The sequence below is a fragment of the Streptomyces sp. NBC_00078 genome, from assembly GCF_026343335.1.
Lineage (GTDB): Bacteria > Actinomycetota > Actinomycetes > Streptomycetales > Streptomycetaceae > Streptomyces.
On the sequence record NZ_JAPELX010000001.1, the window covers coordinates 2469295 to 2483874 of the forward strand.

Genomic DNA, 14580 nt, shown 5'->3' on the forward strand with positions numbered 1-14580 from the left:
CCTGCTACGGCGAGAGCGCTGCGGGGCGTCGCGACGGGGCGAACGTCGCCTGCCGGGCACTAGCCCAGCGCAGCGACCTTGTCGCGATACCCCCGCACCGGCGCCGCATCCTTGTACGGCTCCAACCGCCGCTCGAAGTCCCGGACATACTCGATCGCCCGGACGGACCGCATCTCCGCGGCAGCCCCCGCGGCCTCCGCACCGAGCTGGCAGGCCTGGTCCAGCTCACCCAGCCCGAGCCGGGCGGAGGCGAGGACCACCCGGCAGAACAGCCGGCTGCGGGCGAAGGAGGGAGCCCGCAGCTGGAGCGACCGCTCGGCGTGCTGCGCCGCCGCACGGAACTGCTGCAGGTCACGGTGCGCGTGCCCGAACTCGTCGGCGAGCTGCGCCTCGTCGAAGAACCGCGCCCAGTACGGGACTTCGTCACCTGCGCGGGCCGTTTCCAGTGCCCGCTCGGCGCGGACGAGCGAGGCGGTGCAGTTGCGCACCTCGCCGAGCACGCCGTGCCCGCGCGCCTCGGCCGAGTGCAGCAGGGCCTGTACGACGGGCGGGGCACTGGTGCCCACACCCTGCTGGGCCACGCGCGCCAGTTGCACGGCCTCCCGCCCGTGCCCGAGGTACACGGCCTGGCGGCTCATGGTGACCAGCACGTACGAGCCGTACGCCCGGTCCCCGGCCGCCTGCGCGAGCCGCAGCGCCTGCACGAAGTAGCGCTGGGCGAGCCCGTGCGCGGCGATGTCGTACGACGTCCAGCCGGCGAGCCGCGTCAGGTCGGAGGCCGCGCCGAACAGCCGGCGGCCGGTCTGTTCGCCGTAGGTGCCGCGCAGCATCGGCTCGCACTCGTGCTCCAGGTAACGCACGAGGGCCTGGCGGGCGTGGCCGCCGCCGTACATGTTGTCGAGGGTGCGGAACAGTTCGCCGACCGAGCGGAGCGCGGCGATGTCGCCGGTGGTGACCCGCTGGCCGGCGCCGCGTTCGGCCTGACCGCGCTGGCGGGGTACCACCGGGCGGCCCTGGGCGGGAACACGGATGGGCTGTTCGCCCCGGGCGACCCTGTCGTCGGCGCGGCCGATCAGCCAGTCGCGGCTGGGCACGACAAGGCCGGCCGGAGTGAACGCGATCTTGCGGAGCTCGGCGTGCGAGCCGGAGTCCTTGCGCCACAGGCCGCCGACGATGTCGACGGCCTCCTCTGGGGTGGCGGCGAACTCGAGTCCGGCGTAGACCGGCGCACAGGCGTCGAGGCCGAGGTCCTGGGCGGTGAGACGGCGGCCGAGACGGCGGGTGAAGACCTCGGCGATCAGGGCGGGAGTGGTGCCGCGTGGCTGCTGCCCGCGCAACCAGCGGGTGACCGACGTCTTGTCGTATCGAAGATCAAGCCCGTGTTCGAGACCGAGCTGGTCGACTCGACGGGCGAGACCCGCGTTGGAGAACCCGGCTTCTGCGATGAGCGCGGCGAGCTGGCGGTTGGGAGTGCGCTGCGCGGGTCGTTCCGTCATCTGCGGTGCGGTCTCCTGCCTTTCGGACCTCCGGTGCCGGTGTCGGCTCCGTTGCGCCCGGATTGCCTGTGAGCAGCCCTTATGGCCTGTGCGAACGGCGCGAATGTAGCGGAGAGTGAGCAGGCGATCGCACATTTCGCCGTTCGTTCATCCGATCGTGTGAGGATTACCCGCGGGGCTGACGCGAGACGGTCGGTCGTACAGTGGCGTAGGCACGTTTCGTGCCTTACGACCTTCCAGGGAGGCGCTTGCCGTGAGTGAGCTGCGGTTCGTCCGGATGGGATTCGGCGCCGAGGCCGTCGACTACCAGGTGGCATGGGACGAGCAACGCCGGGTGCACGCGGCGCGCTTCGCCGACGAGATCCCCGACACCGTGCTGCTCCTGGAGCACCCGCCCGTGTACACGGCGGGCCGGCGCACGGCGGACAACGAGCGCCCCCTCGACGGCACTCCCGTCATCGACGTGGACCGCGGCGGCAAGATCACCTGGCACGGCCCGGGCCAGCTGGTGGGCTACCCCATCCAGCAGCTCCCGCGCCCGGTGGACGTGGTGGCCCATGTGCGGCGCCTGGAGGAGGCCCTGATCCGCACCTGCGCGGAGTTCGGGGTGGAGACCATGCGCGTCGAGGGCCGCAGCGGGGTGTGGATCCTCGGCGATCCCGTCGAGCAGCGTCCGTCGCTCGGCGGGCTGTCCCTCGACCTGGACCCCCGTCTGCACGACGAGGAGTTCGACCCGCGCATGAACGGCCCGGAGTACGCCCCCTCCAACGCCGGCCAGCGCCGCGAGGACCGCAAGATCGCGGCGATCGGCATCCGCGTGGCCAAGGGCGTCACGATGCACGGCTTCGCCCTCAACGTGAACCCGGACAACAAGTGGTTCGACCGCATCATCCCGTGCGGCATCCGCGACGCGGGCGTAGCGTCACTGGCCGGCGAGCTGGGCCGCGACGTGACGATCGCGGAGGTGCTGCCGGTGGTGGAGCGGCACTTGGCGGACGTACTGGAGAACGCCGACCTGCAGCCGAGGGTGATCGAGAAGACACCGGCAGCCTGAACACCACGACAGGCATTCAAATCAACGGGCGTACCCTTGAGCACGCCGAAGAATCAATCGCTAGGGAGCCGGTCGTGTCCGCAGTCGCACCCGACGGACGCAAGATGCTGCGCCTGGAGGTCCGCAACAGCCAGACCCCCATCGAGCGCAAGCCCGAGTGGATCAAGACCCGGGCGAAAATGGGCCCCGAGTACACGAAGATGCAGAACCTCGTGAAGAGCGAGGGCCTGCACACGGTCTGCCAGGAAGCCGGCTGCCCCAACATCTACGAGTGCTGGGAGGACCGCGAGGCCACCTTCCTCATCGGCGGCGACCAGTGCACCCGGCGCTGCGACTTCTGCCAGATCGACACCGGCAAGCCCGAGGCGCTGGACCGCGACGAGCCGCGCCGCGTCGGCGAGTCCGTGGTCACCATGGACCTGAACTACGCCACCATCACCGGCGTCGCCCGCGACGACCTGGAGGACGGCGGCGCCTGGCTGTACGCGGAGACGGTCCGCCAGATCCACGCGCAGACCGCCGGGCGCGCGGACGGGCGGACGAAGGTGGAGCTGCTCGCCCCCGACTTCAACGCGGTTCCGGAGCAGCTCGAGGAGGTCTTCTCCTCGCGCCCCGAGGTGTTCGCGCACAACGTCGAGACCGTCCCCCGGATCTTCAAGCGCATCCGCCCCGGCTTCCGCTACGACCGCTCGCTGCAGGTCATCACGGCCGCCCGCGACTACGGCCTCGTCACCAAGTCGAACCTCATCCTCGGCATGGGCGAGACCCGTGAGGAGGTCAGCGACGCGCTCCGCCAGCTGCACGCGGCCGGCTGCGAGCTGATCACCATCACGCAGTACCTGCGCCCCTCCGTGCGTCACCACCCGGTCGAGCGCTGGGTCAAGCCGCACGAGTTCGTGGAGCTGAAGGAGGAGGCCGAGCAGATCGGCTTCTCGGGGGTCATGTCCGGGCCGCTGGTGCGTTCCTCGTACCGCGCCGGGCGGCTGTACCAGATGGCGATGGAGCTGCGTCAGTCAGCCGCTCCGGAGCAGGGCGGCAGCTACGTCGCCTCGCAGGCCGTCTGAGGGACGCCCGGCCCGCCCGCCAAATGGCACGGAGTGCCACCTCTCCGTGTGAATCTGCGCACAAGAAACTACCCGCCGGTAACGGCTGATTCGACGCGGCCCTGGCCGTCCTCGCAGATGAGGGCGCCGTCAGGGCCGCGTCGACGTTTTCGCTCGTCGCATCAAGGCTTCATTGGTGTTTGACCGGTCGGTCACGCCCTGGTAACACCAATCAGTGACGCTGGACTCACGCCACGTACACCCACACCCGTGCCCGTATCCCGAGGGGGGACCTCCACCATGCAGGCCGCGCCGGTTCGCGCCACCGCAATCCCGTCGTTCACCACTGCACTGCGTGCAGTCGAATCGCTGCTCATGAGCAGCGGCCAGCGCACCGCCCGTCGCAACGCCTGGACCTCCGTCCTGGAGGACCGCCGCCGCGCCAAGGACCGCGTCGAGGCCCAGCGCGTCCTGGACCAGACGCTCCTGCCCCGCCCCTGAATCCCGCCCTCGGGGCACTGCCGTCGTACGGCGGTCCCCGGGCCACGTAGACTTCGTGGCATGGCGAGGAAGGACACGGCAGCGGACGCTGCGAACCCCGGGCGACTGAAGCAGATCGCTCTGACCTACAAGATGACCCGCAAGGCCGACAAGAAAATCGGTCTTGTACTCGCGGCTGTCGGCATCGGCATCTTCGGTGTTTTCCTCGCGATCGGTTTCTTGATCGGTCACCCCATCTATCTCGGGATTCTGGGCCTGTTGCTCGCCTTCCTCGGGACGGCGATCATCTTCGGGCGCCGGGCCGAGCGGGCGGCCTTCGGGCAGATGGAGGGCCAGCCGGGCGCGGCCGCGGCGGTACTGGACAACATCGGCCGGGGCTGGACGACGACGCCCGCGGTGGCGATGAACCGAAGCCAGGACGTGGTGCACCGGGCCGTCGGCAAGGCCGGCATCGTCCTGGTCGCCGAGGGCAACCCGAACCGGGTGAAGAGCCTGCTGGCCGCCGAGAAGAAGAAGATGAACCGCATCGTCGCGGACGTGCCGGTGCACGACATCCTGGTCGGCGCGGGCGAGGGCCAGGTGGCGCTGAAGAAGGTGCGGACCACCATGCTGAAGCTGCCGCGCGTCCTCACGGGGCCGCAGGTGACGGCCACGAACGACCGGCTGCGCGCCATGGGCGACCTGATGAGCAACATGCCGCTGCCGAAGGGGCCGATTCCTGGACGTGGCATTCCCGGTCGCACCCCCCGGTCACCGCGAGGATGACGCCCGGCCTCACCTCCCCGCTCATTTCCATGCGCGGCAGGGGGTGAGGATCAACGGGAGGGGCGCCCTCGGAGCCCTTCAGGGCGCCCATGACTTCTTCCCAGAGCCCCGACGCGGTCCAGCGCCGCCAGTGCCCGCGCAGTCCCTTAGAGCCGAATTTCGCGTCCAACTCAGACCAACGGGCACCTGTCCGCGCTTTCTCCAAGAACGCTTGCAACACGGTGCGCGGCGCCAGCCCGCCCTTCTGGCGCGGGGTAAGACCTCCGCCTGGGAAACGGACCGTACCCACGACCCGATCCCAAGCCGCGTCTGTGAGATCCGGGACTAGGCGTTCGTTCTTCCGGAACCACTCCGCCACCGAGCAGACGAGCCCTTTACGCATCGGCGGAGGAGGACCGGTCACCTTGATGCGGATGTTGAGGAGTTCCATGAACTCCTGCTGCTGCTCGGAGAGTTCCTCCAAGCGATGGTGTGCCATCTCCGCGAGCGCCTGAAGGTTCTTCGCGCGCTCCTCCCCCATGGCCATTTCAGCCTGCCACGCGGCGACCTCTTCGCGGGTCTTCTCCAGGTACGCCAGCTCCTCCAACAGGGGCTTGACGGCCCGCTCTGCAGCAGCCTCGGTTTCCTTCGGAGAGCGCCGCACTTCCCGCTTGGTCACCACGACTGTCGTGACATCGATTGTGTCGTTCTGCTCCGCGATGTGCTGGTCAAGTTCGGCGAGCCTCGACGTCAGGTCGACGTTCTGCCCGACAGTCGTTCCCACCCACTCCTCAGCCATGGTCCGGAGGCGCTCAGGGTCGCCGAGGAGGCCGCAGACTTCCGTCCATGCCCACTTCTCCACGCCGCCCGCGCCGATCTGGGAGCAGGAGCAGGTGGGCGCACCAGGGTAGGCCTCGACCTTTCCCGTGCAGCGGTAATGCCGCGTCGTTGCGTCAGCGCGAGTGGCACCGACGTAGTGCTTGCCGCAAGGACTGATGATCCGGCCCGAGAGCGAATACACGCGACCAGTTCCCGCAGCGGCACGGGCAGGCTTGGAGGTCGCTCGACGAAGTTCGGCGACTTCTTCCGGGGTGAACATCGGGTCCAACGCCATAACGATGCTCTCGCCCCACACGGGGCGCCCGTCCAACCCCAGTTCCGCATTCTTGGCGTTCCTGAAGACGAACCGGGCATTCAATAGATCGTCGTTCATCAATCGCGACCGGATATTGGCGTGACTCCAAGGCTTACCGGACCGGCTCACCAGCCCCTCAGCGTTGAGGCTCAGCGCCACCTTTCGCCAGTTCCCCCGGAACTTGACCGCGAACCCCCGTGCCCGGCGGAGCACCAAGGCTTCATGGAGCGTGGTACACGGTGACGTTCGAGAGCAGTACTCTCCTCCATCGCATTCATCAACGACAAGCCTTTGCTCACCCTTCTTTCCCTTATCGGCGATTCGATATCCGTATCGAGCCTGCCCGCCGGGAAATCCACCCTCCTCCGCCTTCTCTTGGATTCCTCCCTGCGTACGGCTGCGGATATTCTCGCGCTCCCCCTCCGCATAATCGGCATCTTTTCGCATCTTCGAGCGTCCGGAAGCCGTTGCATTGTCGTAGTCATCCTTAACGACGGCAACGAAGATCCCGAGTTCTTCGAGGTCCCAGACCCAGCGCCAGAATGCCCGGCCTGTACGGCCGATGGCCCGGCCTTCGTTCACTACCACCATGTCGAAGGGGCGAGGGTCCCGGTGAGCATCTTCCATGAGCCGCTTGAGGTCGCCCCGCTGGTGAGCCTCCAGGCTGCCGCTCACGCCTTCGTCGGTGTAGGTGCCTGCGTGGTTCCAGCCCTTGCGCTCGATGTAGCGCGCGGTCTTCTTGGACGTGTAGGCCACGCCGTAGCCCTTGGCCTGGTCTTCGGTCGATACCCTCAGGTAGTCGACCGCCCGGAGCGTGGTCGCCCCTGCTGCCACGTCGATTGAAGACGTGAGAGTCTTACCCATGTCAGTCCCTCCAGACTGGCCAGACCCCGGAGCGCGCCAACGCTGCCGGGGTCACCCATGTGATCCGTCGACTATACGCGATGATCGCCCTACTCGGGCGCGAACAGGATTTCCAGTATTCGACGATGCGCCGCTTTCGATCCCGGCTCCTCCGTCGCGTACCAAATAACCTTTCGGCCAGGATCCGTTTCAGCGGGATCTAGCGTCCACTCAGACCGAATTTTATTACTCCCCCGAGTTTCCTTGGGAGGCCGACTCATCCCCCAACCACCCAATCCCAAGTATCCCATTGCTTCGCGTCCTCTATTTCCTCGCGGGCGATTTCGCGGTTACGGGCGATGCTTTCCGCGATGCCGGCGGCGAATTCGGCAGCGCCGGGTGTGTAACCGGATCCGATGTAGCGCCAGTTCGACTCTGTGATGGCGGCAGGATCTTCGGTCGATTCTTTCCCGCCGCGCTGGTATTCAGCCCGTTCGTCGCGTAGTGCGCCGTACGTGGTGGAGTAGCGGCGGGATTTGGTGAGGATGTGACCCCGGTAGCCGAGGCTGTGAGCCCATGAGCGGAGCCGGAGGTGTTCCAGTTCGGGCAGGCCGCCCAGGCGCCAGCAGGTACCCATCAGGGCCCGCACGTGAGGTGTGACGACCGCCGCGCGGATGTCGTCCGGACCGGTGATCCGGTAATCGAGTCCGGCGCCGGTTTCGGCGGTGCCCTTGGATACGTACTTGGCCACGTAGGCGGCGACCGCATCATCGGTGGGTCCTTCACCGTCGGCGAACGCCAGGATGGGCCGCACGTCCAACTGCGCGCCGAACATGAGGAGTTCGGTTCCGTAGGCACCGGATTCCGGGACGCGGGCGTTCGCCGCTGCGGCAGCCGCGCGGACGGCGGCGGCAAGCAGTTCGGCCGTTGCCCAGTCCGGGGACGGATCACCGGGACCGGCCGGGTTCCCCGTCCATCGAATAGGACGAGAGCACCTCACCCGTGACGGCATCGCGGGTGATCGTCGAACCGGACAGGTAAACAGGATGGGCACAGCCCCCGATGGCTTTGATCTGCGCCAGCCAGCACGGAAATTGGGGATCGTTGGCCAGGCGGACGATGTCCCGGTCGACATCGGACAGCATTCACAGACGCTTCTCACGCTCCAGCTGGGCAGAGCGGCTGGTCGACGTGGCCACCTCAGGCAAGGTGTTGAACACAGGGCACCTCCAGAACACACCCACCAGACCACTTATCCGGATGAGTTGGAGGATCATCGTCACTTGCCGTCCAGGCGCGCCTTCGGCGCGCCGCCGGGGCGGCTTGCCGCACCCCGTCCCGGCATGCGGCCTTCGGCCGGTCCGGTACGGGGCGCCGCCGCCCCCGGCGCACACCAGGCGAGCCCAGACGTGAGCCAGCTCCAGCACGGCCCACTGTGCCCGCCTCATCCCGTGGACTCTGGCCCGTGACGCACGGCATCCAGCACCCAAGACACCGATCCGGACGCACGACCCTCACGGCCAGCCCCGCGCCTGCTACGGCCAAGAGTGGTCGCCCTCGTGCCCCGCGAACAGGCCGCACGCGTCGTTGTCCACCCGGTCCTCATCCCCGAACCGATACACCGGACACGTATCACGCACTTCCACTCCGGACCGCCACCACACCCAGGTCATACGGCCAGATTCTTCCTGCGCCTCCACGATCCCCGCCGCATGATCCGGCCCCGGGCATCGGCACGGGCCTGGGCCGCGTGCGGGCGGTACTGGCCCCTGACCGGGTGGCGGTTACGGCGGATCTCCCGGCTGACCGTCGACGGGCTGCGGCCCAGCTCCGCGGCGATCGCCCGCACGGTCGCCTTCTCCCGCAGCCGGTCAGCGATGTGAATGCGGTCTTCCTCGCGCAGGTACCGGGACGGCCCGGTAGGCGCTGCTACCGCGTTGATCGGTGGCAGCGCCTTCCGGTTTCCGTATGCGTGACGCCCGTTGCGCCACTTCTGGCCGGTCCGCTCGTCGATCCCGACGATCCGGCACGCTTCCCGGTTACTCACGCCCTGCTGCATGAGCCTGGAGTATGCCTCCCGCTCCCGGGTGAGCTTGTTCCTGCCCTGAGGCTTCGTCCGGTTCTTACGGATCTCGAAGTCCATCGCACCCCTTGAACTGGGGTGTTGCAACGACTCCTAGAACCCAAGGCGACGGGTGCCCATTCGTCTTACCCGTTCGTACCCGTTCATACCCGTTCGTCGTACGCGCTAGATGCGGACCTCGACCGTGCGCGCGAGGCGGTCGTGCAGGCCCCTGCCGTCGCGGTCCCAGATCAGGGCCGGGATGGCCACGCACAGCAGGGCCGTGCGGAGGGCGGCCCGCAGGGGGCTGGGGCGGCCGGTGTCCAGGGCGACCACGCGGAGGCCGAACAGGCGCTTGCCCGGGGTGAAGCCGATCGTGCCGACCGTCAGGACGCCGAGAAGGAAGAAGACGAGCAGGGCCCAGTTGCCGGTCGCCTGCTCATAGCCGTGCGTGATCAGGCCGTATGCGATCAGCAGACACAGAGCCCAGTCGACGGCCAGGGCACCGAACCGGCGGCCCGGGCGGGCTACGGAGCCCGGCCCCTCCTGCGGCAGGCCGAGCTGCCGGCCCGGGTATCCGAAGTCGACACCGGCTTCCTCTGCGGCCGCGCGGGGGCCCGAGAGCCACGAGCCGATTGCATCCCTGTTCTCCACCCATCCACGGTACTGCGGGCGTTTCGCGATCCGGACAGGTGGGGTACACCGGACCGAGTCCGGTTAACTTGAGCGAAACAAATGGGTCACGCCCGAGAAATCACGCGTCCCTAGTGTCGGGGCCAGCGTGTGCCACCGCACTGGCCGCACGAACGAACTACCACCCCGGCGAGGCGGTCGGGAGTAGGAGGAGCTGGATGTTCCAGAACGCCGACGAGGCCAAGAAGTTCATCGCGGACGAGGACGTCAAGTTCATCGACGTCCGCTTCTGCGACCTGCCGGGCGTCATGCAGCACTTCACGCTGCCCGTCGAGGCGTTCGACCCGGACGAGGAGCTCGCCTTCGACGGCTCGTCGATCCGCGGTTTCCAGGCGATCCACGAGTCCGACATGGCCCTGCGCGCCGACCTGTCGACCGCGCGCGTGGACTCCTTCCGCCGTGACAAGACGCTCAACATCAACTTCTTCATCCACGACCCGATCACGGGCGAGCAGTACTCCCGTGACCCGCGCAACGTGGCGAAGAAGGCCGAGGCCTACCTCGCGTCGACCGGTATCGCGGACACCGCGTACTTCGGTCCCGAGGCCGAGTTCTACGTCTTCGACTCCGTGCGCTTCGCGACCAGCGCGAACGAGTCCTTCTACCACATCGACTCCGAGGCCGGCGCCTGGAACACCGGCGCCCTCGAGGACAACCGTGGTTACAAGGTCCGCTACAAGGGCGGCTACTTCCCGGTCCCGCCGGTCGACCACTTCGCCGACCTGCGCGCCGAGATCTCCCTGGAGCTGGCCAAGTCCGGTCTCCAGGTCGAGCGCCAGCACCACGAGGTGGGCACCGCCGGCCAGGCGGAGATCAACTACAAGTTCAACACGCTGCTCGCCGCGGCCGACGACCTGCAGCTCTTCAAGTACATCGTGAAGAACGTGGCCTGGCGCAACGGCAAGACCGCGACCTTCATGCCGAAGCCGATCTTCGGTGACAACGGCTCGGGCATGCACGTCCACCAGTCCCTGTGGACGGGCGGCCAGCCGCTGTTCTACGACGAGGCCGGTTACGCGGGCCTGTCGGACACCGCCCGCTACTACATCGGCGGCATCCTCAAGCACGCCCCGTCGCTGCTGGCCTTCACCAACCCGACGGTGAACTCGTACCACCGTCTGGTCCCGGGCTTCGAGGCGCCGATCAACCTGGTGTACTCACAGCGCAACCGCTCCGCGGCCATGCGTATCCCGATCACCGGCTCGAACCCGAAGGCCAAGCGCGTCGAGTTCCGGGCGCCCGACTCCTCCGGCAACCCGTACCTGGCCTTCTCCGCGCTGCTGCTCGCGGGCCTGGACGGCATCAAGAACAAGATCGAGCCGGCCGAGCCGATCGACAAGGACCTCTACGAGCTGGCTCCCGAGGAGCACGCGAACGTCGCGCAGGTCCCGACCTCGCTCCCGGCCGTCCTGGACCGCCTGGAGGCCGACCACGAGTTCCTGCTCGCGGGCGACGTCTTCACGCCGGACCTGATCGAGACGTGGATCGACTTCAAGCGCGCGAACGAGATCGCCCCGCTGCAGCTGCGTCCGCACCCGCACGAGTTCGAGCTGTACTTCGACGTGTGACCGGCCCGTAGGCCGCTCGGCCACGCCCCCGTTCCTGCTTTTGCAGGGCGGGGGCGTCGTCGTATGCTCTGGCACTGCTGTTCGATGCAGTCGACTTCGACAGAGACAACGGGGTGAGCCGGGATGTCCGAACAGGACGACGCTGAGCGGGAGTTCGACCTCAGGTGGGCGGACAGCGCCGATCACAAGGAGCCCTCGGCCCGGGCGCGGATGCTCGCGGCGCGCTGGAAGGAGAACCCGCCCGAGCCGGTGCCGTTCCGCGGCGACCCGGAGCCGGTCGCTCCACGCCGGTCGTCGTGGGTGTCGACGGCGATCGTGATGGGCAGCGTCGCCGCGATCATCCTGCTGCTGGGGTACGCACGGTTCCGGGCGCCCTACTAGATCACTACTGGGACCTTTGCGGCTCCTAGGGCCGATCGCGACCACTTCATGGGAGTGGCCGGGTGCACACTGGCAGTGGGACGAGTGCCTGACTGCGGGGTGAGGCAGATGCAGAGCCGCTTCCGGAGCGACCGGCGGTTGACCGTGCGGATGACGGTCACGATGTTCCTGCTCGGATTGCTGTACGTGGCGTTCTTCGCCGCGTTGATCGTGTTGCTCAAGTCCTGGTTGCTGGTCGTCGCACTGATGGCGGCGATGTTCGTCGCGCAGTTCTGGTTCTCCGACCGGATCGCGATGTTCGCCATGCGCGGGCGGGTCGTGGAGCGCGAGGAGTATCCCGAACTGCATGCGGTGGTCGACCGGCTGTGTGCGATCGCCGACATGCCGGTACCGGTGGTCGCCGTGTCCGAGATGGACATGCCCAACGCGTTCGCGACCGGGCGGAATCCCGATCACGCCGTGATCTGTGTGACGACCGGGCTGCTGCGGCGACTGGAGCCCGCAGAGCTGGAGGGCGTGCTCGCGCACGAGCTGTCGCACGTGGCGCACAAGGACGTCGCCGTGATCACGATCGCGTCGTTCCTCGGTGTGATCGCGGGACTGATCGTGCGGTTCGCCTTCTACTCGCAGTTGTTCGGCGGCGGACGCCGGGACCAGAACACCGCGATGGTCTTCGCCGCCGTGATGGGTGTGTCCGCGGCGGTGTACGCGATCAGCTTCCTGTTGATCAGGGCACTGTCGCGGTACCGGGAGCTGGCCGCGGACCGGGCGGCGGCGCTGCTCACCGGGCGGCCCTCGGCGCTGGCCTCCGCGCTGACCAAGGTGTCCGGTGACATCGCGCGGATCCCGACCAAGGACCTGCGGACCGCCCAGGCCTTCAACGCCTTCTACTTCACCCCGGCGACCGGCAAGGAGCCCGGCATCGAGCGGTACTTCTCCACGCACCCGAGCCTGGAGCAGCGGCTCGACCAACTGGGGCGGATCTCCGCCGAGTTGGGTGAGGCGGCCACCCCCGGAAAGGGCTGATGCATGGGGCTCCTGGACATTCTGCTCGGCCGTACGAAACCGGCCCTGCCCGATCTGGACCGCCTCTTCGCCCTGCCGTCGGCGGCCGTGACCCTTGAGGCCGCGGCCGGTTTCACGCCGACCGGCACGGGCGCGGTGTGCTTCGCCACGGTCGAGGGCTCGGCCTTCGAGCAGACGCACCGGGAGGTCCAGGCCCTGCTGGACGCGGACGCGGACCGGGACGGCCCTCCGGTGGAGCTGCGCCAGGACGAGTACGGCTACTCCTGGCTGCTCTCCCGCCGCTCCCCCGACCAGTTGTCCGAGCTGGTCAACGATCTGCACGCGGTGAACAGCTCGATGGAGGTGAACGGCTTCGGGCCGCAGCTGCTGTGCTCCCTGGCCGGTTTCCAGGGCGCGGGAGGCAGGCGGCTCGCGCTCGTCTATCTCTACAAGCGCGGCACGTTCTACCCGTTCGCGCCGCTGCCCGGTGAGGGGCAGCGGCGTGACAACGCGCTGGAGCTGCAGGTGAAGGCGGCACTCGGCGACGACCTGCGGATGGAGCAGGACCTGAGCCGCTGGTTCCCGGTGTGGGGCGCGCCCGGCCTGTAGGGCCCACGCACGGCCTCGCCGGTCCTACTTGTTCTTCTCACGCTCCTGGCGGCGGGTCTCCAGGGGGCGCTCGCGGCGGTAGCGGCGCTCCCACTTCGCCTGCTGGTCACGGCGCTTGCGGTAGGCCTGGTACGAGGCCGGCGTGGCGGCGGACGGGGATCCCCCCGGCGACGAGGGCCCCGAGACGGAGCGGTCCCGCCCGTACTGCAGGTACAGGAAGAGTACGCCGGCCGCGGCCAGCCACCAGACGTGGTTTCCGAATCCCAAGAGCGCCAGGACGACGGTCCCGGATATCAAGATGGTGCCCATGACGGGCCTCCGTGGGCGTGGGTGATCGAGCGGTAGGTGTGTCGTCCCGACGGGGCGCTGGGGATGGGCGTCCGTCCGTCGGTGCGTAGAGAGTAGCCCCGAGTCCGCGGGGTGATGCCGGTCCTGCGGAAAGCCGTGGTGGGCAGCTTTGCTGTGCTTGTCCAGCGTAGGGAGCCGGTCACCGGGAGTGCATCCGGTTTTCTTCGCGCCCCAGGGGTGCGGGGCGCCGGATACCCCCTTCTCGGCTACTCGGTAGTTGGCTACTCGGCCTGCAGGTCCAGCTTCCGGTCCACGACCTCCCGGGCCACTTCCGTCAGACGGCGGCGGCGGGAGCGGGCGTGGGAGCGCAGGACGCCGAAGGCCTCGTCCACCGAGATGGAGAGCCGGCCTGCGAGCGTGCCCTTGGCCTGTTCGATGACGATACGGCTGGTCAGGGCCTCGCCCAGCTGGTCGGCCAGGGCTCGGGTCTCGCGCAGGCGCCGGTCCCGTTCCAGAGCCCAGCCGGCGGCGTCGGTGAGTGACTGGCCAAGGGCCAGCAGCCCGGAGGCCAGCGGCCTGCCGCCGGAGCCCAGCACCACCAGGGCGCCGAGGGTGTCCTGGCCGACGTGCAGGGGCAGGGCGGCGGCCCGGCCGTAGCCGAGTTCCAGGGCCCGGCCCGTGTAGCGCGGCCAGTCACGGCGGGCCCGGTCGCCGTCGAGGGCGGTGTCCGGCACCGGCCGGCCGGTGCGGCGGGCCTCCGGGCCTGGTCCCTCACCCCAGCCGACGGCATCACACGCCAGGCGCATCGGCTCATCGCCGGCGCCGGCGACCTCGACATGGGCACTGTCGTCGGAGGCGTACAGCACGATCGCCGCGCAGTCACCGAGCAGTTCGGTTCCGCGTGCGGCAAGGGCGGCGAGGAGCCCGGTCGGATCGGACGCCTCGGTGACCGGGCTGGCGGCCAGGTCGACGAACGCCTGCGCCAGCCGCCGCGGCGGGTGGGACATCGTGCTCATCAGCTGAATTCCCTTCGCCTCTGCGGAGATCCGTCTCCCGCGGGCCCGCGACCGCAGTCCTCCTGGCCCGCGCCCCCGCGGTCTGCCCCGCCTGGGCCGAGCCTCAGCTCTGCCCGGAGGACGCGCTGTGCCATTGAGTGAG

General features: G+C 68.6%; 14 protein-coding genes and 2 pseudogenes. 8 read left to right on the forward strand and 8 right to left on the reverse strand.

Features of this window, described 5'->3' with window-relative positions; translation table 11 throughout:
- Positions 1-59 precede the first annotated feature (59 nt).
- Positions 60-1496 carry an NsdA family TPR-like regulatory protein gene (locus OOK07_RS11550; protein ID WP_266796238.1) on the reverse strand — a complete coding sequence of 479 codons (1437 nt, stop codon included), beginning with the start codon at positions 1494-1496 and terminating at the stop codon, positions 60-62.
- A gap of 253 nt (positions 1497-1749) precedes the next feature.
- On the opposite strand from OOK07_RS11550, the gene lipB reads away from it, so the two are divergent.
- From lipB to OOK07_RS11570, 4 genes are all read left to right on the forward strand, one after another.
- On the forward strand, positions 1750-2550 hold the full coding sequence (gene lipB, locus OOK07_RS11555; protein ID WP_266679444.1) for a lipoyl(octanoyl) transferase LipB: 801 nt from the start codon (positions 1750-1752) through the stop codon (positions 2548-2550).
- Between the two features lie 74 nt (positions 2551-2624).
- Positions 2625-3614 carry a lipoyl synthase gene (gene lipA, locus OOK07_RS11560; RefSeq protein ID WP_266679446.1) on the forward strand — a complete coding sequence of 330 codons (990 nt, stop codon included), beginning with the start codon at positions 2625-2627 and terminating at the stop codon, positions 3612-3614.
- 279 nt (positions 3615-3893) lie between these two features.
- Complete coding sequence (locus OOK07_RS11565; RefSeq protein WP_266683475.1) at positions 3894-4094, forward strand: SCO2195 family GlnR-regulated protein; 201 nt, start codon at positions 3894-3896, stop codon at positions 4092-4094.
- A gap of 60 nt (positions 4095-4154) precedes the next feature.
- On the forward strand, positions 4155-4859 hold the full coding sequence (locus tag OOK07_RS11570; RefSeq protein WP_266679448.1) for a DUF4191 domain-containing protein: 705 nt from the start codon (positions 4155-4157) through the stop codon (positions 4857-4859).
- A 1480-nt stretch (positions 4860-6339) separates the two neighbouring features.
- Here the strand turns inward: OOK07_RS11570 and OOK07_RS11575 are convergent.
- The 5 genes and pseudogenes from OOK07_RS11575 to OOK07_RS11595 form a co-directional block, all read right to left on the reverse strand.
- Positions 6340-6837 (reverse strand): annotated as a pseudogene (locus OOK07_RS11575) (recombinase family protein); the annotation flags it as partial.
- Between the two features lie 256 nt (positions 6838-7093).
- Positions 7094-7828, reverse strand: coding sequence for a replication initiator (locus OOK07_RS11580; RefSeq protein ID WP_323182942.1), 735 nt, complete (start codon positions 7826-7828; stop codon positions 7094-7096).
- Positions 7764-7961: a replication initiator gene (locus OOK07_RS11585; RefSeq protein ID WP_266796243.1), complete on the reverse strand. Its 198-nt coding sequence runs from the start codon at positions 7959-7961 to the stop codon at positions 7764-7766. Before OOK07_RS11585 ends, OOK07_RS11580 begins: the two co-directional genes overlap by 65 nt.
- Positions 7962-8539: 578 nt before the next feature.
- Positions 8540-8959 (reverse strand): annotated as a pseudogene (locus OOK07_RS11590) (helix-turn-helix domain-containing protein); the annotation flags it as partial.
- A 105-nt stretch (positions 8960-9064) separates the two neighbouring features.
- Entirely contained in the window at positions 9065-9532 is a 468-nt protein-coding gene (locus OOK07_RS11595; protein WP_266679450.1) for an RDD family protein, read from the reverse strand.
- A 197-nt stretch (positions 9533-9729) separates the two neighbouring features.
- On the opposite strand from OOK07_RS11595, the gene glnA reads away from it, so the two are divergent.
- The 4 genes from glnA (at position 9730) to pspAB (ending at position 13134) form a co-directional block, all read left to right on the forward strand.
- Positions 9730-11139, forward strand: a complete 1410-nt coding sequence (gene glnA, locus OOK07_RS11600) for a type I glutamate--ammonia ligase (protein WP_266513032.1) — start codon at positions 9730-9732, stop codon at positions 11137-11139.
- A 123-nt stretch (positions 11140-11262) separates the two neighbouring features.
- A complete protein-coding gene (locus OOK07_RS11605) occupies positions 11263-11520 on the forward strand; it encodes an SCO2583/SCO2584 N-terminal domain-containing protein (RefSeq protein WP_266679452.1) in 258 nt (85 codons plus the stop codon).
- Positions 11521-11628: 108 nt separating this feature from the next.
- Complete coding sequence (htpX, locus tag OOK07_RS11610) at positions 11629-12546, forward strand: zinc metalloprotease HtpX (protein ID WP_266796246.1); 918 nt, start codon at positions 11629-11631, stop codon at positions 12544-12546.
- 3 nt (positions 12547-12549) lie between these two features.
- Positions 12550-13134 (forward strand): PspA-associated protein PspAB, encoded by a 585-nt coding sequence (gene pspAB / locus OOK07_RS11615; RefSeq protein WP_266679456.1) that lies wholly within the window; start codon positions 12550-12552, stop codon positions 13132-13134.
- Between the two features lie 24 nt (positions 13135-13158).
- Here the strand turns inward: pspAB and OOK07_RS11620 are convergent, their stop codons facing one another.
- The gene (locus tag OOK07_RS11620; RefSeq protein WP_266679458.1) at positions 13159-13443 is read right to left on the reverse strand and encodes a hypothetical protein; all 285 of its coding nucleotides are present in this window, start codon (positions 13441-13443) and stop codon (positions 13159-13161) included.
- 260 nt (positions 13444-13703) lie between these two features.
- On the reverse strand, positions 13704-14438 hold the full coding sequence (locus OOK07_RS11625) for a GAF and ANTAR domain-containing protein (RefSeq protein WP_266796249.1): 735 nt from the start codon (positions 14436-14438) through the stop codon (positions 13704-13706).
- Positions 14439-14580: the final 142 nt, after the last annotated feature.